This is a genomic window from Actinomycetes bacterium (genome assembly GCA_036000965.1).
In the GTDB taxonomy this organism is placed as follows: Bacteria; Actinomycetota; CALGFH01; order CALGFH01; family CALGFH01; genus DASYUT01.
In genome coordinates this window covers 1-21,683 of sequence record DASYUT010000006.1, presented here as the reverse complement: position 1 = coordinate 21,683, position 21,683 = coordinate 1, and the positions used below count along the sequence as shown (strand labels likewise).

19 protein-coding genes and 2 pseudogenes are annotated in these 21,683 nt (G+C 70.8%); 9 read left to right on the top strand and 12 right to left on the bottom strand.

Going from position 1 to position 21,683, the window contains the following annotated elements; translation table 11 throughout:
• Positions 1 to 150: 150 nt before the first annotated feature.
• Both VG276_00260 and VG276_00255 read right to left on the bottom strand, forming a co-directional pair.
• The gene (locus VG276_00260; protein ID HEV8647857.1) at positions 151 to 1,149 is read right to left on the bottom strand and encodes a hypothetical protein; all 999 of its coding nucleotides are present in this window, start codon (positions 1,147 to 1,149) and stop codon (positions 151 to 153) included.
• A gap of 151 nt (positions 1,150 to 1,300) precedes the next feature.
• A complete protein-coding gene (locus VG276_00255; protein HEV8647856.1) occupies positions 1,301 to 2,155 on the bottom strand; it encodes an arylamine N-acetyltransferase in 855 nt (284 codons plus the stop codon).
• A gap of 95 nt (positions 2,156 to 2,250) precedes the next feature.
• Here VG276_00255 and VG276_00250 point away from each other — a divergent pair, with 95 nt between their 5' ends.
• From VG276_00250 to VG276_00240, 3 genes are read left to right on the top strand one after another with little or no spacing between them, the layout of a single operon-like run.
• Positions 2,251 to 2,718: a MarR family transcriptional regulator gene (locus tag VG276_00250; GenBank protein HEV8647855.1), complete on the top strand. Its 468-nt coding sequence runs from the start codon at positions 2,251 to 2,253 to the stop codon at positions 2,716 to 2,718.
• 41 nt (positions 2,719 to 2,759) lie between these two features.
• Positions 2,760 to 3,437 carry a hypothetical protein gene (locus tag VG276_00245; GenBank protein HEV8647854.1) on the top strand — a complete coding sequence of 226 codons (678 nt, stop codon included), beginning with the start codon at positions 2,760 to 2,762 and terminating at the stop codon, positions 3,435 to 3,437.
• A 4-nt stretch (positions 3,438 to 3,441) separates the two neighbouring features.
• Entirely contained in the window at positions 3,442 to 3,651 is a 210-nt protein-coding gene (locus VG276_00240; protein ID HEV8647853.1) for a hypothetical protein, read from the top strand.
• Positions 3,652 to 3,752: 101 nt separating this feature from the next.
• On the opposite strand, the gene VG276_00235 is transcribed toward VG276_00240, so the two are convergent.
• The gene (locus VG276_00235; protein ID HEV8647852.1) at positions 3,753 to 4,271 is read right to left on the bottom strand and encodes a dihydrofolate reductase family protein; all 519 of its coding nucleotides are present in this window, start codon (positions 4,269 to 4,271) and stop codon (positions 3,753 to 3,755) included.
• On the opposite strand from VG276_00235, the gene VG276_00230 reads away from it, so the two are divergent.
• Positions 4,261 to 4,425: a hypothetical protein gene (locus VG276_00230; GenBank protein HEV8647851.1), complete on the top strand. Its 165-nt coding sequence runs from the start codon at positions 4,261 to 4,263 to the stop codon at positions 4,423 to 4,425. The two genes, VG276_00235 and VG276_00230, sit on opposite strands and share 11 nt — an antisense overlap.
• 20 nt (positions 4,426 to 4,445) lie before the next feature.
• On the opposite strand, the gene VG276_00225 is transcribed toward VG276_00230, so the two are convergent.
• The 5 genes from VG276_00225 to VG276_00205 form a co-directional block, all read right to left on the bottom strand.
• Positions 4,446 to 6,275 (bottom strand): sialidase family protein, encoded by a 1,830-nt coding sequence (locus VG276_00225; protein HEV8647850.1) that lies wholly within the window; start codon positions 6,273 to 6,275, stop codon positions 4,446 to 4,448.
• A gap of 285 nt (positions 6,276 to 6,560) precedes the next feature.
• Positions 6,561 to 7,769, bottom strand: coding sequence for a S8 family serine peptidase (locus tag VG276_00220; protein ID HEV8647849.1), 1,209 nt, complete (start codon positions 7,767 to 7,769; stop codon positions 6,561 to 6,563).
• Between the two features lie 95 nt (positions 7,770 to 7,864).
• Positions 7,865 to 8,086 (bottom strand): hypothetical protein, encoded by a 222-nt coding sequence (locus VG276_00215; GenBank protein HEV8647848.1) that lies wholly within the window; start codon positions 8,084 to 8,086, stop codon positions 7,865 to 7,867.
• A gap of 149 nt (positions 8,087 to 8,235) precedes the next feature.
• Entirely contained in the window at positions 8,236 to 8,796 is a 561-nt protein-coding gene (locus VG276_00210) for a hypothetical protein (protein ID HEV8647847.1), read from the bottom strand.
• 282 nt (positions 8,797 to 9,078) lie between these two features.
• A complete protein-coding gene (locus VG276_00205; GenBank protein ID HEV8647846.1) occupies positions 9,079 to 9,636 on the bottom strand; it encodes an RNA polymerase sigma factor in 558 nt (185 codons plus the stop codon).
• Between the two features lie 869 nt (positions 9,637 to 10,505).
• On the opposite strand from VG276_00205, the gene VG276_00200 reads away from it, so the two are divergent.
• Positions 10,506 to 11,336, top strand: a complete 831-nt coding sequence (locus VG276_00200) for a hypothetical protein (protein HEV8647845.1) — start codon at positions 10,506 to 10,508, stop codon at positions 11,334 to 11,336.
• Between the two features lie 616 nt (positions 11,337 to 11,952).
• Here the strand turns inward: VG276_00200 and VG276_00195 are convergent.
• On the bottom strand, positions 11,953 to 12,465 hold the full coding sequence (locus tag VG276_00195; GenBank protein HEV8647844.1) for an NB-ARC domain-containing protein: 513 nt from the start codon (positions 12,463 to 12,465) through the stop codon (positions 11,953 to 11,955).
• Positions 12,466 to 13,143: 678 nt separating this feature from the next.
• Here VG276_00195 and VG276_00190 point away from each other — a divergent pair.
• The 3 genes from VG276_00190 (at position 13,144) to VG276_00180 (ending at position 17,975) form a co-directional block, all read left to right on the top strand.
• The gene (locus tag VG276_00190; GenBank protein HEV8647843.1) at positions 13,144 to 14,496 is read left to right on the top strand and encodes a right-handed parallel beta-helix repeat-containing protein; all 1,353 of its coding nucleotides are present in this window, start codon (positions 13,144 to 13,146) and stop codon (positions 14,494 to 14,496) included.
• A 563-nt stretch (positions 14,497 to 15,059) separates the two neighbouring features.
• Positions 15,060 to 16,580 carry a vanadium-dependent haloperoxidase gene (locus tag VG276_00185; protein HEV8647842.1) on the top strand — a complete coding sequence of 507 codons (1,521 nt, stop codon included), beginning with the start codon at positions 15,060 to 15,062 and terminating at the stop codon, positions 16,578 to 16,580.
• A 573-nt stretch (positions 16,581 to 17,153) separates the two neighbouring features.
• Positions 17,154 to 17,975 (top strand): SAM-dependent methyltransferase, encoded by an 822-nt coding sequence (locus tag VG276_00180; GenBank protein HEV8647841.1) that lies wholly within the window; start codon positions 17,154 to 17,156, stop codon positions 17,973 to 17,975.
• 694 nt (positions 17,976 to 18,669) lie between these two features.
• Here VG276_00180 and VG276_00175 read toward each other — a convergent pair.
• The 3 genes and pseudogenes from VG276_00175 to VG276_00165 all read right to left on the bottom strand — a co-directional run bounded on the left by VG276_00175 (position 18,670) and on the right by VG276_00165 (position 20,924).
• Positions 18,670 to 18,825 (bottom strand): annotated as a pseudogene (locus VG276_00175) (tetratricopeptide repeat protein).
• Positions 18,826 to 18,893: 68 nt separating this feature from the next.
• Positions 18,894 to 20,336 (bottom strand): hypothetical protein, encoded by a 1,443-nt coding sequence (locus VG276_00170; GenBank protein ID HEV8647840.1) that lies wholly within the window; start codon positions 20,334 to 20,336, stop codon positions 18,894 to 18,896.
• Positions 20,337 to 20,711: 375 nt separating this feature from the next.
• Positions 20,712 to 20,924, bottom strand: a pseudogene (locus VG276_00165) (transposase).
• A gap of 259 nt (positions 20,925 to 21,183) precedes the next feature.
• Between VG276_00165 and VG276_00160 the strand changes: the two are divergent.
• On the top strand, positions 21,184 to 21,683 hold a 500-nt coding region (locus VG276_00160; GenBank protein HEV8647839.1), incomplete at its 3' end, for a recombinase family protein.

Genomic DNA, 21,683 nt, shown 5'->3' with positions numbered 1-21,683 from the left:
CCCTCACTCGACCTCACGACCCGCGCCGTCCACGACGAGCCACGGCAGCGAGGGCGCCGACTCGGCCACCACTGCCCGACTCGAGGCAACTGGCTTCGGCGATCGATCAGCGCTCGATGAACCTCATCCCTGCGGGGTCGGGGGTGGGTGTCAGCGGGTGAGGGACTCGGCGGCGGCGATGAGCTGGTCGACGGTGGCGGCGCCGCGCAGGGTCACCACCACCCCGCCCGTGCTGCGCAGCCACAGGTAGGGCGTGTCGTCGCTGGGCAGGCCGATGGTCGCCACCGTGCCGGCGAAGGCGCCGTGGCGCAGCCGGTACTGCCTGCGCGCGCGGATCGCGCCCTCGGCGCCGAACGGGTCGTCGTAGGCGCCGCCGCGACCCAGCTCCTGGTCGCGGACCAGCAGGGTGGTGACCACAAAGCGCTCCAGGCCGCTGCCGTAGACGGCGACCACCAGGTCGTGGCCCGGCGGGTTCACGCCCTCGCTGCCGGTGCGAGAGCCGGTAGGGGCGTAGCCGGCGCGCAGCAGCGTCCAGCCCGGCTGGGGAAGCTTGCCGACCCGCGGCACCCGGTAGCTCGCCTGCGCGATGGCCGCCTCGAGCGGCATGGTCCGAAAGCCGCGGTCCTCGCGCACCTCGGCGCCGGGCGGGACGGCGAACTCCTCGGACGGCACGGGGTCGTTGACGTGCCTGAAGTCATAGCTGTAGCGGATCTGCTGCCAGACCACGATCCGGCCCGGCTTGGAGCGGTCCTGGTACTGGATGCGGACCGGCAGGTAGGTGGTGGTGTCGACCCACACCTCAAGGTGGGTGATCAGGGGGACTCCCACGCCCGGGGCGCCAAGGGCGTCCCGCTCGCGCTGCAGGACCAGCACGTAGACCTCGCGGCCGTTGCGCTGCTGGACCTTGGCGGGCCGGTCGGGGTCCTCCAGCCGCCCGCGGAACCAGGTGGGCGTGGAGAAGCTTGTGGCCAGCGGGCCGAGCGCGTCCTCGCCCTGGGGGCGGACCAGCGGCGTCCCGTTCCAGAGGGCGGGCCGGGGATCTTGGTGCAACACCCAGACGCGGCGCGCCTTGAGCCCGTCGTTGATCCTGAGCCTGAACAGCGCGCCTGGGGGTCCCTGGATCCGCAGCCGGTCGGGGCTGGCGTACACGAACCGGTAGGTGCCCTTCCTTCCCGGAGTCAGGCATCCTTCCGCCGCCCTCGCTGACCCGGTGGTGGTACGGGTGTCCGGCCCTCACCCCGGGTTCGAAGACACCTTCGACTTCTGCGCGCGACCAGTCTCATCGGCTGACGGGCACGTCTCACTCACGCGACGACGACGCGCCCGGGCGCTCAGGTGCAGCGGGTGACGGCAATCGAACCCGCACCGTCAGCGAGGGCGGCGGTGTGCGCGGCGACGGGACGCGGTCCAGGACGATGCCGAAGTAGGTCCGGTAGGCGGCGAGCACCTCGGCGTCGCCAGTCAGGGTGCGCTCGTGCCGCTGGTTGCCGGCCGTCTCGATGAGGGTCCGGTCGCTCAGGGTGACGCGGCCGGTCTGGGTGAGCCGGGAGCAGACCAGCGACTGGGTGAAGTGGGACTTGGGCGAGGTCTGGTGCCACCAGCAGGTCGCCTCGAAGTCGCGCAGCGCGCGGGGGCGTAGCTCGGCGCGGTACTGCGGCTCGCCGTCCCTGATGACGTCGAGGTCGCCGCTGGCGGTCTCGGCGATGCGGAAGGTTCCGCCGGGGTCGGCCTGCTCGGCATGGACGCCGAGCCGCAGCGGGTAGTGGCTGTGGCGGCCGAAGCCGACGTCGGCGAGCCACGATTCGGGGGTGTCGGCGTCGACCCGCAGGGCGAGATGGTCGAACGGCGGTCCCAGACCATCGCGGCCGAAGCCGCGGGCGGCAAGGAGCGTCACGGTGAAGCCGAGCGCGGACAGCAGTGCCGCGAACGCGCCGTTGAGTTCGTAGCAGAACCCGCCGCGACGTCGCTGGACCACCTTGTTGACCAGTGCCTCCGCGTCGAGCTCGATCGGCTCGCGCAGGTGGATGCTGAGGTTCTCGAAGGGCACCGCGAGCAGGTGGCGCAGCTGCAGCTCCCGCAGTGCCGTTGCGTCGGCCCGTACCGGGCGGGCCATGCCGATGCGGGCCAGGTAGGTGTCCAGTTGCGGGCCGTCCATCGCGCACCCACCTCGTAGTTGCCTCTTTATGTTGACGTGTCACCTAAACCTGGTATAGTGTAGATGATATGTCAACTATCCAGTCGCATGCCGAGATGAACGAACCGCGATGGCTCGACGACGCCGAGGCCCGCGCGTGGCGCGGCTACATGCGCATGCGCACGCTGTTGAACGCCCAGATCGTGCGGGACCTGGCCCGAGAGGCCGGCCTGTCCGGGCCCGACTACGACGTCCTGTCCAACCTGTCCGAGGCCGAAGGGCGCCGCTCGCGGCTCGGCGAGCTCGCCGAGCACATGGCGTGGTCGAGGAGCCGGCTGTCCCACCACATCACCCGGATGGAGCAGCGCGGGCTGGTCACCAGGGAGGATTGCACCGCCGACGGCCGGGGCGCCTTCGTGGTGCTGACCGACGCCGGCTTCCGCGCGATCGAGGCCGCCGCCCCCGGTCACGTCGCATCGGTGCGGCGGCACTTCATCGACCTGCTGTCCAGGGAGCAGCTCGACGCGCTCGCCGAGATCGCCCAGACGGTCGTCGACCGCATGGCCGAGGAGGAGCCGGCATGACGCGCCGGAGGGGTCTGGGGAACCCCAAAGGGGGTGCCCCAGTGAATCGGGCCGAGCCGAGGTTCCCCGCCGTTCGCCGCCCGCTCGCCTGGGTCCGGCTCCTGGCCGGGTTGTGGCTGTTCGCCGCCGGCGTGGTCCTGGGGCTCCGGTCCGGGCTGGGCGTGTCGCCCTGGGACGTGCTCCACGACGGGATCCGGCAGGCCACCCCGTTGTCGTTCGGCGCCGCAACCATCCTCGTCGGCGTGGTCCTGGTGGTCGTGGCGCTTGCGTCCGGCGTCAGGCCCGGGCCGGGCACGCTGGCGAACATGCTGCTCATCGGCGTGTTCGCCGACGTCATGCTCGGCAGCGGGATGGCCGGGGACCTGGACGCCCAGTGGCTGCCACTCCGGCTCGCGGCGGTGCTGGCCGGGGTCGGGCTGGTCGCGCTCGGCTCAGCGCTCTACATCGGCGCCGGCCTCGGCGCCGGGCCCCGGGACTCGCTGATGCTGGCGATCGCGGCACGGACACGGCTTCGGGTCGGTCTGGTCCGGGCGTTGATCGAGGCGAGCGTGCTCGCCGTCGGGTGGGCCCTCGGCGGGGCGGCCGGCGTCGGCACGATGCTGTTCGCCTTCGGGATCGGCCCCGCCGTCGAGCTGACGTTCCGGCTGCTGCGGGTCGAGGCGCCCGAGCAGCCGAACCATTGGGCGAAGCGAAGGGAACGCGCATGCGTGGACTCCTGATCGGGTGGACGAGCGTGCCGACGCACAGCCGTCTGTGGTGGCAGGACCCCCGGGCGCCGTCGCCGAGCAACTGCTCGGGTTCGTCAAGCTCGGCTTCACCGCCCTGAATCTCATCCCGGCCGGGCCCGGCAAGGACGAGCAGGCCGAACGCCTGGCGCGCGAGGTGATCCCCACCGCGCGAGCGGGCCAGGCGCAGGTCGACGGGGGGAGCTGACAGGGCGAACCTCAGCCCGTTCCACTCCAGGAGCCCGACGATGTTGGCTAGTCGACCCAGGATCTCTATCGCGAACTCAGAAACAGGTCACGCGTGCGAGCTCACTTCACGACCCGGTACCGAAGGTGGGTGACGCCGGTGGGTGACTCGATCACCCTGGTGCACTCGAGCGCAACCTGCCCGGCCCCGAGATGGTTCTCGAACAGCCGGACCCCGTCACCGAGAAGCACGGGGACCACGTGGATCTGAAGCTCGTCGAGGAGGCCCGCCCTCAGGTACTGCTGCACGACGTTCGCGCCTCCTCCCACCGCGACGTCCTTGTCACCTGCGGCCGCCTGCGCCTGCTCGAGCGCGGCTTCGATCCCGTCGGCGACGAAGGTGAACGTGGTCCCCCCCTGCTTGGTCACCGGCTCCCGCGCGTGATGGGTAAGGATGAACACCGGGTGGTGGAAGGGAGGCTCATCCCCCCACCAGGCGTCCGCGTTCGGGTCATCGGCCCACGGGCCCGCTCCGCCGCTGAACATCCGCCTGCCCATCACGGTGGCCCCGGTGTTGCGGAGCGCCTCCGCGACCATCTCCTCGTCGTCGACAGACGGGCTGTCGTTCGACGTGGCCGACACCGGTGTCGGCTGCCAACCCGCCGCCATCCTGGCCGGCCACGGGTTTACCAACATGCGCGACCGGCTGGACGCCATCGGCGGGACCCTCACCGTCCAGGCCCAACCAGGCGCCGGCGTCCACCTCCACGGCCAGGTCGGACCTACCATCTCTTGATCGTCTTGACCCGGTAGACGTCAGGGTGTGGTTGGGTCGGCGTAGGAGCCGCCGACGATGTCGGAGTTGCCGAACCCGGCGGGGCAGTCCTGCTGGGGGGCTGGCCTGGCCACCGAGTCCCCGGTACGCAAGGACATCCGCCAGCCGTCGATGGCTGGGCAGTCAACGGCGCGCCGCACATCGTTCCAGACCGCCGCGCCGTAGCCGTTGGTCGCCACCGCGTACACGTAGTCACCCAAGAACTCCGCGGTCAGGTCGTTCTGGCTGGACGCTCGCGCGTCCCCCGGCGGGCTGCGATGCAACTGGGCGAAGGCCCCGACCGTCCCGCCGACAGCCACGGCGGCATGGGCCACCACCCCGAGCAGCGGACGGTCATTGTCAGGTCCGATCGTGCTGGTCTTGTACGGCTCGATGAAGGCGTTGTAGACCAGGTAGACATCGCCGCCATCGGGAGAGATCGCCGGCGCGGAGTAGTAGCCCCGGTCGGAGGGCTGACCGATCTCGTCCTCCACCCGGCGAAGGCCCGTCCAGGTCTCGCCCCCGTCGGTGGAGGCGCTGAAGAAGACGTGCTCGTCGTTCAGGCCGTCGCGGCCGTCCACCCAGGTGAGCACGAGCTGGTCGCTGCCGCCGGCCCCGGTCGGCGCCCCGTTGGCGATGTCGACGCTGGGCGCGTCCGACAGGTCGCTTCTGGCGCCGGCGATGCCGTCCATTGTGGTGCGGCCAAGCACCGGATCCAGGATGCCTGTGTGCTCGGCTGCAAATAGCCGCCGTGGCTGCTCGAAGGTCGCGCCGCCGTCGAAGGAGCGGGCCGTGTAGATGCCCTGCTGCTGGAGCTGCTGGTCCCAGCCCAGCCAGAACACATGCACGGTCCCGGTGCTGTCGGTGCGGATGGTGCAGCCGCTGGCCCCACTGAACAGGAAGAACGGCGTTCCGGAGGAGGAGCCGGGGATGTTGACGACGGTAACCTTGGACCAGCTGTCCCCGCCGTCGGTGGACCTGGCCACGTCCAGGGTGTGGGCATTGGACCCCGCGCTCGGCCCACCGACGTAGCGGGCGAAGCAGACGTAGGCGTGGCCGAAGAACTGGCTGGAGGCGGCGTTGTCGGCCCAGATCTGCTCCTTGTCGGCGAACGCGGCTGCACTCTCGCTGCCGGTGATGACCACCGGCGGCCTCCAGGCCGCCTTGCCGCTCGGGCCGCCGGCCGCCGCCGCGACCGGGTCGTCGGTGCGGGAGACACCGATGGCCTCCACGCCCTTGAAGCCGGCTTCGCTGCGCTTGGCGGAGAGGTTGGCGGTCAGGTTGGCGTAGTACAGCCGCGACCCGTTGGCCCACGAGAACCTGCCCTGCGCGTCCGGTCGGGGGCCAAAAGCCAGCGCCGGGTCGCCGTCGGAGACCACGCCGTTCTCGTAGTACCACGGCAGGGTGCCGATCTCCCCGCCCTGGTCGGGGGTGAGCGGCACGCAGCCGGGGTCGGGCCCGACCTGGCCAAGGCAGCTGCCGTCCACGCCGACTCGGGCGCTGTAGCCCGAGTAGGTCGACTGCACCCAGTGGTCGCCGGCGTCAAACGAGAAGACGATCCCGGAGGTGCCCACCCCGGGGGTAAACGGGCAGGTGGTGTCGTCCCCGGCGTTGCACGCCTCAAGGTCGATGTTGTCGTTGGCGCCAGCGGCGAGGATGTTCGGGTGGGCTTGGTCAACCGCGACCGCCGGCTCGTTCTGCTTGTTCGGAGAGAAGGGACTTGAAGGACTGCCGACCGACACCAGCGTGTCGCCGTCGGTCGCCGAGGCCGGCAAGGCCTGCGCGGCGACCAGCGCGGCGAGCAGGCTCACCAAAAGGATTGTGGTCCGCATGGTTGCTCGCATGCATCCTCCCGCAACGAGGCTGGGCTGTGGACGTGACCGTGGCTGGCTCCGAACCTGGCCCCACGCCTCCTTCCCCCGCCATGGCGGAGGGCGCCACCCGCACCCTCGGCCACCACAGTCGCGACCTTGCGGCGCAGCCCTGCGCTGCGCACCGTCTCTGCTGAAGGAACGCGCAGCAGGCCACCGCCGTTTCGGCCGACCACCGCTCACCGGCCGAGGACAGCCGCGTCCGGCTGTCCTCGGCCCACTGACTGGTGGAGGGGTCCTAGAAGGCTAGAAGGCGTCCACGTTGACGAGCACTTCCTTGACCCCATCCGGGTCGTCGACGTTGTTCCAGCCAAGGTTGCCGGCCTGCTGCAGGGCGCGCTTCACCGCGGCGGGGCTGGCTGCCGGGTGGGAGGCCTTGTACAGCGCGGCCGCCCCGCCCGCGTGCGGGCTCGCCATCGACGTACCGCTCAGGGTCGCGTAGCCGCCCTTCCTGTAGGTGGACAGGATGCACACCCCCGGGGCGATCAGGTCGACGTCCGCGCCGAAGTTGGAGAAGTCCGCCAACGTGTCATCCTGGTCGGCCCGGCAGGTCGGGGCGGCCAGCCCACCCGGCTCGCCGTCGAAGTCGGCCAGCGCCGAGACGGTGATGACCTCGTCATAGGCGGCGGGGACGTGGTTGGCGGCATCGTCGGCGGAGTTGCCGGCGGCGACCGTGTAGGTCACCCCGGCCGCCACCGAGTTGCAGATGGCGTCGTGCAACGGGTCGCCGGTCGCGCACCCGGAGCCGGCCGGCTCGGTCCCGGCGCCGCCGAGGCTCATGTTAGCGACCTCGATCACGTCGCTGTGGGCGGTCACCCAGTCGACCCCGCAGATGACGCTGGCGAAGCTGCCCGAGCCGGCCGGGTTGAGGACCCGCACCGCCCACAGGCGCGCCCCCGGGGCGACCCCGACCACGCCGATGTCGTTGTCCTTGGCGGCGATGATGCCGGCGACGTGGCTGCCGTGGCCGTTGCCGTCGTTAAAGCTCCGCCCGGTCGAGCAGTTGACCCCGCCCGCCACGTCGAGGTCGGGGTGGGTGGTGTCGATGCCGGTGTCGATCACGGCGACGTCGACATTCACGCTGCCCGCGCCGTTCCCGGACACGGTGCTGGAGAGTTCCCCGTCGACCCGGTCGATCCCGGTCGGCAGCACCTGGGCGTCGACGTGGACGAGCCGGTCCTGGCTGACGGAGGCGACCCGCGGGTCGGCCCGCAGTGCCTGGGCGTCCGCGGCGGACATGACGGCGCTGTAGCCCTTGAGCGCGTGGCTGTAGACGTGCCCGACCACAAGACCGCGGGTCCGTGCCTGCTCGGCGGCAACGGCCGCGGCGGAGCCGACCGAGCCTTTGAGAACCACGATGTACCCGCCGGTCGGCGCCGCGCCCGCTGCCGGCTGCCAGACCACGGCCGCCACCAGCAGGGCCACAACCGATCCGAGCAACACACGAACCCGCATGCCCACTCCCTTCAGCAGCTCCCCGCGGGAGCCCTATCGCACCAACCGCCAAGTCATATCCGATCCCAAACCAGACTGAAAGTCACAGACGCGCGTCACTTCTTGGTTTTCGCCAGGTTCATGATTGCCTGCGCCCGGCGGACATACCTGTTCTCCGCGAAGTCGCGGACGGTCTTGACGCCAAGCGCCTGCTCGAGTGCGTCCGCAGCGCTGTTGGGCAGGCCCAACGCCGCAACTGGAGCGTCGACCAGCTCGGTGAAGGCCGTCCCCTCGGACTCGTCGTCCGAGCGCCGGTTGGTCTCAGCCGTATCGGCCATTGTCGCCTCCCAGGTGCACCCGGCACCGATGCGATCGCGGTCTTGGAGGCTGGCCGGGCCCGGAGGCGATGATGCGCTCCGGGCCCAGCTGTCGTGCCGCACTGAAAGCGCAGGGGGAGGCCACTTCGGTGCGGCAGCCCACGGGTACCTTAGCCGGTGGTCGTTGGGGGTGCGCCACGCCCGTGCCCTCCCAGGCCGGTGCTTGGCGGCGGGCCGCTGCTTGGAGGTGAGACCGTGGTCGAAGGTGGGGCGACGCTGGTCGGCGACGAGCCCTGCCCCTGCCCGTGGGCACTTGCGCCGCCTGGCGTGGTGGCCTGGCAGAAGGCAGCAACCTTGTCGGCCCCGCCTGCCGCTGCCGCCAGCGCCCGGAACGCCACCGAATCCTTCCGGCGGCCGTTGTCGGCACCCCCGGCCGCTGCCGCCAGCGCCCGGAACGCCGGCGAGTCCGCCCGGCGGCCGTTGTCGGCACCCTGCCCGGCCTGCCAGGCCCGGCACAGCCCCTGCTTGGCCGCCACACCAAGCTCGGCGACCGCGGCGTCGCCCACGCCCTGGCCGGCTTGGCCGGCAGCCGAGGTGGACGGCGCCTGGCCGGCCACCCACTGAGCCGGCGTGGGCAGCAGCCCGGTTGCGGCGGCGGCCACCCCGCCGACCGACAGCACCGCCGCCAGCACCACGGCGACCGCCTTGACACTTGCCAGCTTACTGAGCACGTTCGCCCTCCGGGAGATGGGGGTGGGGGATGCGGCCGCACCGTGGCTGCGAACTCGGCCAGCGCTACGTGCTCCCAGGCCAGCTCCTGCGGGCTCGGCGGGGCGGTCGCCGCGGCCAGTAGCTTGGCCAGCCCGGCATAGCCGGGTGGGGCGTTGGCAGTGTACGGCCGACTGGTCAGCAGCCGGTCGACCGTGTCCTCGTCCAAGGCCGGCGACGCGGCCCCAAGGAACCCAAGCAATCGGTGCATGTCGGCGACAAGAGCGTCGTCGTCGCTCGTGGCGTTACCCCCGTGCCAACGCGGCCGCCTCCAGCCGCGTCGCCAGCCGCCGCAGCCCCCGGTGGGCCAGCACCCGCACCGCCCCCGGGCGTTTCCCGACGATCCTGGCCACCTCGGCGACGCCCAGGCCGCCGAGCACCCGTAGGGCCACCACCTCGGCCTGGTCGACGGGCAGCTCGGCCAGCAGGGCAAGCGCCGCACGTGTTGACTGGGCCTCCAGCACCGCGGCCGCCGGATCATCCGGCGCCGGCCGCTCGGCCAGCAGCGCAACCGGGAGGGACGCGGTCGGCCGGCGGGCCGCTTGGCGCTGCCAGTCGATGGCCCGGTGGCGGGCCGCGGTGAACACCCACGCCCGGAAGTGCTGCTCGTCGCCTTGGAAGCGGGCCAGGCCGCGGATCACCGACATCCAGGTCTCGGCGGCGAGATCGTCGGCCGCGGTCGGGCTTGCCACGCGCAGGTAGCGCAGCAGCGCCGGCTGCAGGTCCCGCCACAGCATGGCGAATGCCTGCTCGTCCCCACGCTGGGCGGCCGACAGCAGCGCCGGGAACGACGAGCCGATCATGGCACCTCCGCGTGCCCACCAAAGCCACGATGCGCGGCGGCACGACGGCACGCCTGGGGCCCAGTGCACCGGGCGCCGCGGCCTGTCCGAAGCGTGGGTCCTGGGCCTTGGGGCTGGTCCTGCCCCAAGGCCCAGGGTCGTGCTGCTCCTGGCGGCGAGTTGGCAGCTTGGAGCATCAGCGCTGCTGTTGGGGTTGGTGGGGCAGGGTGGGGCCTCCCTCCCCACAGGGCGCTCGCGCAGCCCTGCCCCACCACGCAGGTGCGCGGGTCGGCGGGCTGGTCGGGGTCGGCGGGCCGCCACCCGTCCCTGCCTCCCGAGCCGGGGTGTCCACAAGCAGCGCCTGGCCACAGGCTGCGCCCTGGTCGGGGCCGCCTCCGGCGGTCAGGGCACAGCACGCGGCCGCGTCGGTGTGGTTGCCTGGGGGGTGGCCGCGGCCGGGGAGCCAGGCGCGGCACAGGCCCTGGTGGGTCGCGGCAACATCGGGTCCCGACCGCGCGGCACGGCGGCGGCCTTGCCGCGCATGGGCGCCGCCAAGGTCGGGTTCGGGCAGGGCCGAACGCGCCGTGCTCGGCATGGTGGGACTCTTTCCATGGCCGGAGGAGCAAGCTTTTGGGTTGGCTGGGGAGCGTGCCGGTCGGGGAGCAACCGGGGGGTCAAGCCGCCTGGTAGGACACCAGGACAGCCTGCAGCCGCCGACACGACTCAGCTCCAAGAAGCGCCGCAGCCCCCCGGCGCGTTACACGCCTGTGCGCAGCGACCGGCGCGGCACGCCGGCATGCTCGACGCGTGGCCGGCGGCAGCGAGGCAGGGCCGCGGCGCACGTCCCAGGGTGTAACACCCTGATCGATGGCGACGCTCTTGCCAGCGTGATGCGACGACTACTGCGAGCCCACCACGACCGGCTGGCCCTGGATCAGGGCACGGCCGAGCGGCTGCTGACCGGACGGCTGGCTGCCGCCGACCTGCCAGCAGCCTATGGGCGGGTGGCCGACCTGCTGGCCGTGGCGGCGGCTCCCCCGGCCGCCGAGGAACTCGCCGGCGAGGCGGCGGTGGTGGCGGCGTTCGTGGCGGCGGCGCGCTCACGTCCTGAGAGTCGACTCCATGGGAGGTCTCGTGTGTTCGCGAAGCTGTTGACGGTCAAGGCGGCTGCGGTCGCGCTTGGCGTGCTGGCCGCCGGCGGGGTCGCCGCCGCGGCCACCGGCACCCTACCCGCGCCTGCCCAGCAGGTCGCCCACGCGGTGTTCGGCGGTGCCGCGTCCACCGGGTCGACCGCGTCCAGCGCCACCACCGTGACGACCACGGCGGCCGGGGCCCATGCGGTGGGCCCGGATGCGGCGGGGCCGGCGGCGCAGGGCCTGTGCCGTGCGTGGGCGGCGGGGCAGGGCGGCCAGCACGGCAAGAAACTGGACGCGGTCGCGTTCGCGGCGCTGGCCAAGGCCGCCGGCGGCGGCGGCAAGGTCGCCGCCTACTGCGCCAAGGTCACCAGCAGCACGGCGCCGTCCAGCACGGGCCCGTCCAGCACGGGCCCGTCCAGCACGGCGGCACCGGGCACGACCAGGGGCTCCGGTCATGGCGGGGCGCCGAGCTCGGTGCCGCCGAGCATGGTGCCGTCCAGCACGGCGCCGTCGACCACGACCCATGGTGGACCGCCGAGCTCGGTGCCGCCCAGCACGGTGCCAGACACCACGAGGGGGCACTGACCAGCCTGCGGGGAGCGCTGCGGTCCTGTCGCCGCTGCCGCTGCGCGATCGTTTGGCATCCGCAGGCCCGACGTGAGGAACCAGGACCGCAGGTGGGCCGTCAGACGCCCGACCAACGGCCACTGATTCGTCGAGGATTGGCCCCAGGCAGCGCGCCACGCGTGGCGGCGCGCTGCCTGGCCTCTGGCCCGTGGCCTCCTTGGTGCGTTCGCCGCGCGGACCGGTTTTGTGCCATCGGTGTGAGGGCCCAACCGGTCCCACTTCCGCCCTGCCCCAGCAGGGTCGTCAGGTGAAGGGTCTGGTCCTCGTCCTGGCGGTTGCCGCGGCCCTCGCCGCGGTCACGTCCCGGCCGGCGCACCGACGACCAGCTCGACCGGGCACTCCGCGCACCACCCGCTGCACGTGCGCCCGAACGCGTCGGCCTCGCCGACCGGCCTGTCCCCGGCGATCATCAAGTCGGTCTACACCCCCCCCACCAGCCTGACCGCCGGCGCCGCCACGACGACCGCGATCGTCGACGCCTGCGACGACCCCACCGCCGAAAGCGACCTCGGCGTGTTCAGCAGCCAGTACGGCCTGCCCGCACGCACCACCGGTACCGGCTGCTTCACCAAGGTCAACCAGACCGGCGGATGGTCTGGGCAGTGGTGGCCGGCTGGCCCAGGGCGAACAGCTCACGCGCGTGGGTACCGAGCAGGTTGAGGTAGGTGACCAGCACCCGCCCAGCGCCAGGTGGCCACCACGGACGCAGCTCCGTTGGGTGTTCGGCGTTGTCAAAGATCAGCAGCCAGCGCTCCCGCTGACGCAGCGCGTCCCACAGGGCGTGGACGGTCTCGGCCTGCTCGGCGGCCTCGGGCAGGCCAAGACGGCGGGCCAGCGCGACCAGCTGGCTAGGGATCGCCGCTGGCGGCTCGGCCGCCACCCACCAGACCAGGTCGTAGTCGCCAGCATGGCGATGGGCGTACTCCAGGGCCAGCTGGGTCTTGCCGACCCCGCCCAGCCCGTGCAGCGTCTGCGCCTGGGTCTGCACAACCGCAGCGGCCTGACCGGGGGAAAAGCGCTGGTGGAGCTGGTCGAGCAGGTCGGCGCAGCCGGTGAAGGTCGGGTTGCGGGCTGGCAGGTTCGACACCAGGGGGCCGCCATGTTTGGTCGGGTGGAGCCGGTCCAGTTGGCCTCCCATCGGGCGTGTGAGCAGCGACGTTCAGACTCCAGGAAGATAAACGCTCTACACGCGAGCGTTCACGAAGCACCCCAGAACCACTCGCATAGCGCATAAACCGTTAAACGGCTACTTCTGATTGTCCATGTCAGCGACCACCGCCGCAAGCGCCTGCCGGCTTGCCACCGCGTGCAGGTGTTCGGGGCGCAAGCGGGCCTCGCGGATCCAGAGGGCCTGCTCATATCAGGGGCGGGCGGCTTCGAGGTCGCCCTGACCGTGCAAGACGATGGCGAGGTCGTTGAGGTGCAGGCGGTGTCGGGGTAGCCGGGGCCGAGGCAGGCCTTGTGGATGGCCAGGGCGCGCTCGCAGGTAGGTGCGGGTGTACTCGCGGTCGTCTTGGTGTGCAGGACGGCGAGGTTGCCGAGAATGGTGGCAGGGCCGCAGCCGTTCGTCTGCGATAACGGCCGACCGCCGCAACGCTCCAACCAAAGCACCATGATGACTTCCCCAGGAGTTTTGTGCTCATGGCCTTCTCGAAGACACCAGGCACCGTCGTTCGCCGTAGTCGAATTGGCACCGATGCGCATGGTTGGCGATCGGGCCCCTGCGCATGCTGGCAATTCGCCGGCGGTTCACGGGGGGGGGCCCATGGAGCTGCGCATATTCACAAGGCCTGGCGCGCCGTCACCCGCCCGCCGTCTGGTCTGGCCCGCCTTCGCCGGTCTGGCCGGGCTTGTTGTGCTCGCTGCCGTGGCGCTGGCGGTGCCGGCCTGGGCCGCGCCGTCGACCCTCTATGTCAACCGGAGCGACCCGGCTTGCACCGACTCCGGCTCGGGGACCGCCTCACAGCCGTTCTGCACGATCAGCAAGGGTACGAGCGTGGCCACCGGCGGCCAGACCGTGCTGGTGTCCTCTGGTACCTACAGCGGCGGCGTCTCGGTGGGGCACTCCGGCAGCTCGAGCGCGCCGGTAGTGGTGCGGTCAGCGAGCGGCGCGAGCGTGACCGTCAACGGCGGCACGCACGGGTTCACCATCTCCTCCAAGAGCTATGTCACCATCCAGGGCTTCACCATCACCGGCACTTCGGGAGCTGGCATCTACGCCATCGGTGCCAGCCACGTCACCATCAGCGGCAACCACGTCACCGGAGCGGGCCACCCGGCGTCGGGCCAGACCGCCCAGGGCATCAAGCTGAACAACACCAGCGACTCGCTCGTCCAGGGCAATACCACCGATCACAACAGCGAGGCCGGGATCTCCCTGACCGACGGCTCGACCCGCAACACGGTCAAGGGCAACGAGAGTTTCGCCAACGCGCGCGGCTATGTGCGTGCCGCCCCCGGGATCGACGTGCGTGCCCCGGGGAACGCGATCATCGGCAATCGGTGTCACGACAACGAAGACACCGGTATCCAGTCCTACACCGGCGGCTCGAACGGGCTGATCGTCAACAACCTCGCCTATGGCAACGGCGACCACGGCATCGACGACCTGAACGTCACCGGTCAGCGGATCATCGGCAACACGGTCTACGGCAACGTCACCGCCGGGATCAACGTCGAGGGCAGCTCCTCCGGCGCGACGGTCGAGAACAACATCTCGGTCGACAACGGTATTGGCAGCCCCCGCACCCACGGTGACATCCGCGTCGACAAGAACTCTGTGTCGGGCTCGAGGGTGGACTACAACGTCACCTGGCTGACCCGTGCCGACACGCTGTATGTGTGGGGCTCGTCGAGCTACACCTCACTGGCGGCGTTCCGCTCGGCGACCGGGCAGGGCACCCACGACCGCCAGGCCGACCCCAGGTTCGTGAGCGCGAGCGGGCACAACTTCCACCTGACCACCGGCTCGCCCGCGATCGACGCGGCCAACTCCGGGGTGAGCGGGCAGCAGTCCAGCGACCTGGAAGGCCACGCCCGGGTCGACATTCCGGGCACGCCCAACACCGGCGCTGGCCCGCGCGCCTTCGACGACCGGGGCGCCTACGAGTTCCACTAGCGAACCGGCTTGGCCCGGCAGGGGTGGATCCTGCCGACTGCCACCGTTCGCGAATCACCCCAGAACCGCTCGTATGACGCATAAACCGTTATACGGCTGCCGCTGATTGTCCAACGCCGCCACGAGCCGCTGCCGGCTCCCTACCGTGCCGGGATGCTCGGTACCCAGGCAGGCTCCTAACGGTGGCTTTGTTGGCTTGGGGTATGGCCTGCTGCTGCCGGCGATCGCAGAAAGACCTGACCGGGCTGGCCGACGCCGTGCCGATCGTTGCTGCTTGGCAGCGCGAAGCCCAGCGGCTGCAGGGTGTCGAGGTTGTGGTGAAGGCCTCCGGATGGCGTGCTCGGCCGTGAACTGGAAGCATTGCCTGTTTCCCGGATTTGTGTCTGGTCGATGCGTCTGTCTAGACTCCGCGCGCCGGAGTCCGAGGCTCCGTGCGGACCGGCGTGCGTTCCGTTCGGTCCGTTCGGGTCCGCATCTGCGGTCGGTGCGGGCAGATCCACCGCGAACGGCGGCCGGCCGCGCCCGACGGCGATCACCAGAATCGGTCAAAGGGGGGGTTGGTGATGCTACGCAGGCTGACGGTGACCATCGTGCTGGTCGCATCCCTTGTCGTTGCGACCATCGGCAGCGCGGCGGCGGACCTCACCGTCCAGGTCACCGTGGACGACGATGATGTCCTTCCCAACCCCGCGTTGCCGATCGGTCCGGGCCCGTTGTACCCCCTGGACGCCTACGGGCCGACACCCAGCGACAACGTCGTGCTCAGGTGGGATGCGCAGACCCTGGCGGCAGTCCGGGCGACGAAGCCGGGCCCCACGATCACCGCGCGGGCGCTCGCCATCGTGCACACCAGCATGTACGACGCCTGGGCGGCCTACGACCCGGTCGCGGTCGGCACCCGCCTGGGCGGCTCGCTGCGGCGGCCGGTCGCCGAACGCACCCTGGCCCGCAAGAGCAAGGCGATCAGCTACGCCGCCTACCGCGCGCTGCTGAAGCTGTTCCCCGCCCGCTCGGCCGACTTCGCCGCGTTCATGAAGGCGCTCGGCTACAACCCCAACATCGCCTCGACCGACCCCAAGACCGCCGCCGGGGTCGGCAACACCGCCGCCACGGCGGTGCTCGACTTCCGCGCAGGCGACGGCTCCAACCAGGCGGGCGGCTACGCCGACACCAGCGGCTATGTGCCGGTCAACACCCCCGACCAGGTCAGCGACCTGTACCGCTGGCAGCCGCTGCGCCTGCCCGACGGCAACGGCGGCTATGTCGTGCAGAAGTTCCTCACCCCGCACTGGCGCAGCGTGGTCGCGTTCGCGTTGAACTCGCCGGACATGTTTCTTCCCCCCGGCCCGGAGAACCTCACCCTGGCCGCGATCGACAAAGAGGTCGACGAGACCCTGCTGCAGAGCGCCAGCCTCACGGACGCCCAGAAGGTCAGGATCGAGTACTGGTCCGACGGCCCGGCGAGCGAGACCCCGCCCGGCCACTGGTGCCTGTTCGCCCAGGCGATCTCGCGCAAGGACGGCCATACCCTGGACCAGGACGCCAAGCTGTTCTTCGCGCTGGCAAACACCATGCTGGACGCCAGCATCGTCGCCTGGAACGCCAAGCGTCGCTGGGACTACGTCCGCCCGATCACGGCCGTGCGCACCCGCCGGGCCGGCCAGTGGGTGCTCGCCTGGGGCGGGCCCTACCAGGGGACCAGGCTCATCAAGGGCGAGAACTACCTGCCCTACCAGCCGATGACCTCCCTGACCCCGCCCTTCCCCGAATACGTGTCCGGCCACAGCACCTTCAGCGCGGCCGGCGCCCGGGTCCTACGGCTGTTCACCGGCAGTGACCTGTTCGGCGCGCGGGTGACGGTCCCGGCCGGCTCGTCGCGCATCGAGCCAGGCGCCACCCCGGCCGTGCCGATGGTGCTCACCTGGCCGACCTTCACCAACGCGCTCGACGAGGCCGGCAACTCCCGCCGCCAGGGCGGCATCCACTTCCTCGACGCCGACCTTGGGGGCCGCGACCTGGGCGACGCGGTCGGGGCCAACGCCTGGGCCAAGGCGCAGAGCTACTTCAACGGCTCGGCCGCGTAGCCCCACCAGGTTCGCGTGCAGTCCCGCGCCGGTGCCCGTCACCGACCCGGCGGCACCAACGCCACGCCGCGCGCCGGCTCGGCGCGTTCAGCCGATGACTCGTCCCCCCTCCCTTTAGCAGCCCAAGCCAACAAACCACCGGTAGTGCTGCATTCCTCAAAAGCGGTGCATGAACGCTCGCAAGCGCCACCGTCGATGACCTGCACGCCGGCGGCCTGCAATAGGAGCCGGTGCATTCAACGCGGCTCGCTGGAGCGTCCCGTCCCAACCCCTACGCCCCCAAGCAGCTGCTGCTGGTAGCCAGCGGCAGTCGTCGCAAAGCAACGGCTGGCCAGCAGCGCGCACCAGACTGAGCATCGCGGCCACGTCCCAGCTGGGAGGCCGGTCCATCAGTCCGGATCGGCAGCGCTCTCCAGGCCGGCGCCGGTGCCATGCGCCCTGCGGGACTGTTAGGCTGCAACTGCTCCGTATGGCCTATGGATAGGCAGACCACTGCTTGCGCTCGCAGTGCGGCTGGGTGGGATCAAGGAATCCTCGACGGCAGCCACGCACGCTGACACCACGGAGGACAGGGTGGCCGACGGCGACTGGACCACCGAGATCAATACGAGCGTGCCGAACCCGGCGCGCATCTACGACTATCTCCTGGGCGGCAAGGACAACTTTCCCGCTGACCGCGAAGTGGCAGAACAGGTCGTTGCCATCGCGCCGGTAACCCGTGACGTGGTCCGGGACAACCGGGCGTTCCTGCGCCGGGCCGTCTGCTTCCTCACCCGCGAGGCCGGGATCCGGCAGTTCATCGACCTCGGCAGCGGCCTGCCTACCCAGGGCAATGTCCACGAGATCGCCCAGGCCATCGCGCCCGACGCGCGCGTGGTCTACGTCGACAACGATGCGATCGTGGTGACGCACAGCAGCGCGCTGCTGGCCGGTGACAACACCGTCGCGATCCAGGCCGACCTGCGGGAGCCCGACGTCATCCTGGGGCACCCGGAGGTTCGGGAGCTCATCGACTTCGATCAGCCGATCGCTCTGCTGCTCGTGGCTGTCCTGCACTTCATCCCCGACGACGAGGACCCGCTGGGGATCGTGGCGCGGTTCAGGGATGCCGTGGCAGGCGGCAGCTACCTGACGATTTCCCACGGCACGAAAGACGTCCCCGCGCGGCCGGACATGTCGGCGGAGGTGATGGCCGAGATGGGGGCGAGGGTCGAACGGCTGTATCAGCAGACCACCGCTTCCATCGTGACCCGCACCCGTGCGCAAGTCGAGCGGTTCTTCGACGGACTCGACCTGCTGGACCCTGGTTTGGTGGAGATCCAGCTGTGGAGGCCGGACGACCCGAACTCGATGTTGCCGGGCGGGCTCTATGGTGGAGTCGGCCGCAAGCGCTGACCCGTTGCCGGGTCTGGAACGGGCTTGCAGCGTCAGGGACGCCTCGGCCGGTATCGCCGACTGCTTCGGCTTCATCGACGCCGGGTGACTGTCACGCTCGTCGAGCGGCGGGTCGCCGACGACCGGGTGCTCGCGCTCATCGGGGCGTAGCTGCGGGCCGGGATCATGGAGCAGGACCGGATGTGGCATGACGACGTCGGGGTGCCATCTGGCAGGCGCCTGGTCGCTACGCCGCTCGCGGCTCTGCTGCATCGGGTCGGGGACGTCTTCCACGCGGTCGGCGCGCCGCAAAGGACCGGGTGCGGCCCTGGCTGGTAGGTCGGGCTTCCAGTCGGTCCAGCGTCTGGGTCACCTCCTGGTCGCCGCGGAACCTGGAGCGGACCGTCTCGGCCAGGCGGGTCAGAGCCCACCCCAGGCGCCCTTGCCGGCCTGGTCGGCGGCCTCAGCGGCCTTGGTGGCCAGCAGCCCCGCCACCGTCAGCACGATCGTCGCCGGGTCCATGTGTCCAGCCCTTCCTTCTGGGCCAGCCTGTCCGGGTTGTCCTACCACGCCGGCACGTCGGATGGCGAGCAGACAGGGCAGGAAGGCGTGTTCCGAGCGGGCGCTTCGAGGGACACAGGAGAGCACCTGGCGCACGCAAGAGTGCGCGAATCACCCCAGAAGGGGGAAAACTAAGCCGTAAACCGTTAAACGGCTACTCCCGATTGTCCAGCTCCGCGACCACCAGCGCAAGACTCCGGCGGCTGGCGGCGGTGTCGGGGTGGTCGGGGCCCAGGCGAGTCTCACGGATGTGTAGGGCGCGCTCGAGCAGGGTGCGGGCGCGGTCCAGGTCACCCTGGTCATGCAGGACGGTGGCAAGCCCTAGAGGGCTTGGGCGACGTAAGTCGCCACGATTGAGTCAAGTCTGTGGTGGTGGGGTCAGGCCGCGAGTTGGGCGCGGGTGTGGAGGTCGTCGACGGCGGCTTGGTAGGCGCGGGTGGCGGCCCGGAGTCGGGTCGTGGCCCGGGGGTCGGTGATTTCGGCGAGGCCGGTGCGTAGGAGCCGGTCGTGGACGCGGGTGAGGAAGAGGGCGTCGGTCAGGCCGGTGTCGGTGACGTGGTAGCGGTGGCTGCCGGGGATGGGTTCGATGAGGCCGTGGTGGCGGAGGCGGCGCAGGTCGTAGCTCATTTGGCCGGGGGTGATCGCGTCGGGTGGTCTGCCCTGGAGTTGCGCGGTGAGGGTGCGGAGGTCGTGGTTGGTGAATCCGCGGGGGTGGAGGCGGTGCACGCACAGCGCGGCGAGCAGTGCGTGGACGCGGGGGTCGGCGAACCGTAGCCCGGGGATGCGTTCCCCGGTGGGAGTTTGCACCGGGTCGGTCAGGGCATGCAGGGCGTCGGCTCCGGTGGTCGGGTCGTGGCTGCGTTGTTGGACGTCCAGGAGACGCCGGTTGGCGTTGAAGCCGATCTCCCGCAGGGCGGGCAGATTGGTCAGCCGTTTGCCGATGCCGAAGTCGCGGGTGTCGTTGCTGGTGGTCTCGGTCCGCAGCGCGACCCCGAGCTTGTGGTACTGCTTGATCTTGGCGTGCTTGTAGTCCACGTGCAGGCAGGGGACCACCCCGTCGGTGATGATTCGGGTGCGGAACCGGCCCGGGGTGGCCCGCGGTCCCTTCCGGATGATCCGCCGGTCGAAGACCAGCCCGATCTGGTCCGGGCGGCCGATGTCGAGGTTGTCCCCGATCACCTGCTCGAAGAAGCTCCGCCCGCTCACCGGCTTGTCCAACACCTGGGTGCGGGAGAACTCCGCCTGCAGGATCGACACCTCGTAGCGGTAGCCCGCGGCCCGGTCCGCTGGGGTGAACGGGTGCGGCAGGCGGGCCAGCCACTTGCGCCGCAGCGCATCGATCGCCTCGGGGTCGAGCCGGTCGCAGATCGCCTGCAGGGCGGCCACGTCGGCGACGGCGGCGAAGCCGTTGTCCAACGGCGTGACGGCGATACCGGCCTTGGCGGCCTGGCGTTGGGCCCAGTGGTTGCCGTTGCTGCACAACTTGGCGGTGTAGGGGAAGTACCCGGAGAACTTCAGGAAGAACGGCCCGAAGTCGCCGTCGACGCAGCAGCAGTACCACTGGTTGACCACCCCGGAGGTCTTCACGATCCACGGGTAGGTCTTCCCGGCGGCATCCCGGCGTTTCTCGGTGCGGAACACCCGGGTCTTCTCCTGCGCCCGCCCGACGAACACCACCCCCTCCGTGTGGCCGGCGGCCTCGAACGCGGCCAGGTGTTCGAGCATCACCTCGTCCTTGCGCTGACCCTTGGTGAAGTGCACCAGCGGCACCCGCTGGCGATCGATGAAACGGTGGACCGCGGCCGCGAACGCGTCACTCACCTTCGCCAACGGCGCCGCCCGTGGGCCGAAACCTTCCCGGCCCTGGCCGGCCCAAGGGTCGCCGCAGCGGTCCAGCTAGACGCTACCCAGTCGCCAAGCAGACCGACAAAGCAGACAACCCAATGAAGTCTAAAGATCCCAGATAGGTTAAAACCCAAGCTAAGCTTGCGTTTTAACCCTGTGGGCGTGCTGAGTGAGCCGCTGGTCTGGTCGGCGGTTGCGTTGATGCTGGTGATGGCTGGTCAGGCGGCCTTCTTGATGGCTGGGTAGCGGGTGGCCGGCCTGGACCGGTGGCCTTTGGGCCGGCCGGGGGAGCGCCCGCAGGGTTGTGGCGCGCTGGCTGGCGGGCGTGCCCAGCGCGCACAGCAGGCGCGAAAACCCCCTGCGGACCCGGTAGGGGGACAGCTGGCCGGGCGGTCGGGGCCGCTCCCACGCCAGCCGCTGGTCGGCGGCGAGCTCGCGGGCCAGGCGCAGCTGGGTGTAGCCGGCCAGCACCAGCCAGGTCCAGCGGTCGGCCTGGGTGGGCGTGCGCACCCTGGGGGTGGTCCAGCCGAGGGTCTGTTTGGCGAAGCGGACGGTGTGCTCGATGGTTTGATCGCAAGTGACAAGTTCTGCTGGACCCGTCATGGCCAGCTTCGTCTGGACTGGTGGCGGCGGCCGCTGCGGCGGCGGCCTGGCGGGTGTAGCCCTTCCGAGTAGGACAGCAGCGGGAGGGTGGCGATGCGGCGCACCTTCGAGGTCCGGCGGGAGACCAGCGAGCAACCAGACGGGCAGGAACGGTGGGATCGGGCGTACCAGCTGGTGTTGCGCTGGGCGGCGGCGGGAGCAGAGCAGCAAGGGGTGAGCGATGCGAGTGGCGTTGTACGTGCGCGTGTCCACCGACCGGCAGCAGCAGGCCCAGACCATCGAGCAGCAGGTCACCCAGCTCCACAGCTACGTCGCGGCGCACGAGGGGTGGACCGTTGCCGCCGAGCACGTCTTCCGCGATGACGGCGCCAGCGGCGCCAGGCTGGGCCGTCCCGGCCTGGATGCGCTCCGCGACCATGCGGCGCGGGCGGCCTTCGACATGGTGCTGGTGACTGCGCCGGACCGGCTGGCCCGCAACTTCGTGCACCAGATGGTGGTCTTGGAGGAGTTGGAGCGACGTGGCGTCCGGGTGGTGTTTTGTGATCGGCCGCCAAGCGACGACCCGCACGAGCAGTTGGTGACCCAGATCCGCGGGGCGGTGGCCGAGTACGAGCGGACCCTGATCGCCGACCGGATGCGGCGCGGGCGGCAGGCCAGGTTGCGCAGTGGGCAGCTGCTGCCGTGGACGCGGGCGCCCTACGGCTACCGGCTGCATCCCGA

Coding starts and splice junctions, on each gene's coding strand:
- VG276_00255 (HEV8647856.1), bottom strand. CDS start 2,155: ATGGACGGCCCGCAACTGGACACCTACCTGGCCCGCATCGGCATGGCC.
- VG276_00250 (HEV8647855.1), top strand. CDS start 2,251: ATGAACGAACCGCGATGGCTCGACGACGCCGAGGCCCGCGCGTGGCGC.
- VG276_00225 (HEV8647850.1), bottom strand. CDS start 6,275: ATGCGGACCACAATCCTTTTGGTGAGCCTGCTCGCCGCGCTGGTCGCC.
- VG276_00220 (HEV8647849.1), bottom strand. CDS start 7,769: ATGCGGGTTCGTGTGTTGCTCGGATCGGTTGTGGCCCTGCTGGTGGCG.
- VG276_00215 (HEV8647848.1), bottom strand. CDS start 8,086: ATGGCCGATACGGCTGAGACCAACCGGCGCTCGGACGACGAGTCCGAG.
- VG276_00205 (HEV8647846.1), bottom strand. CDS start 9,636: ATGATCGGCTCGTCGTTCCCGGCGCTGCTGTCGGCCGCCCAGCGTGGG.
- VG276_00200 (HEV8647845.1), top strand. CDS start 10,506: ATGCGACGACTACTGCGAGCCCACCACGACCGGCTGGCCCTGGATCAG.
- VG276_00190 (HEV8647843.1), top strand. CDS start 13,144: ATGGAGCTGCGCATATTCACAAGGCCTGGCGCGCCGTCACCCGCCCGC.
- VG276_00185 (HEV8647842.1), top strand. CDS start 15,060: ATGCTACGCAGGCTGACGGTGACCATCGTGCTGGTCGCATCCCTTGTC.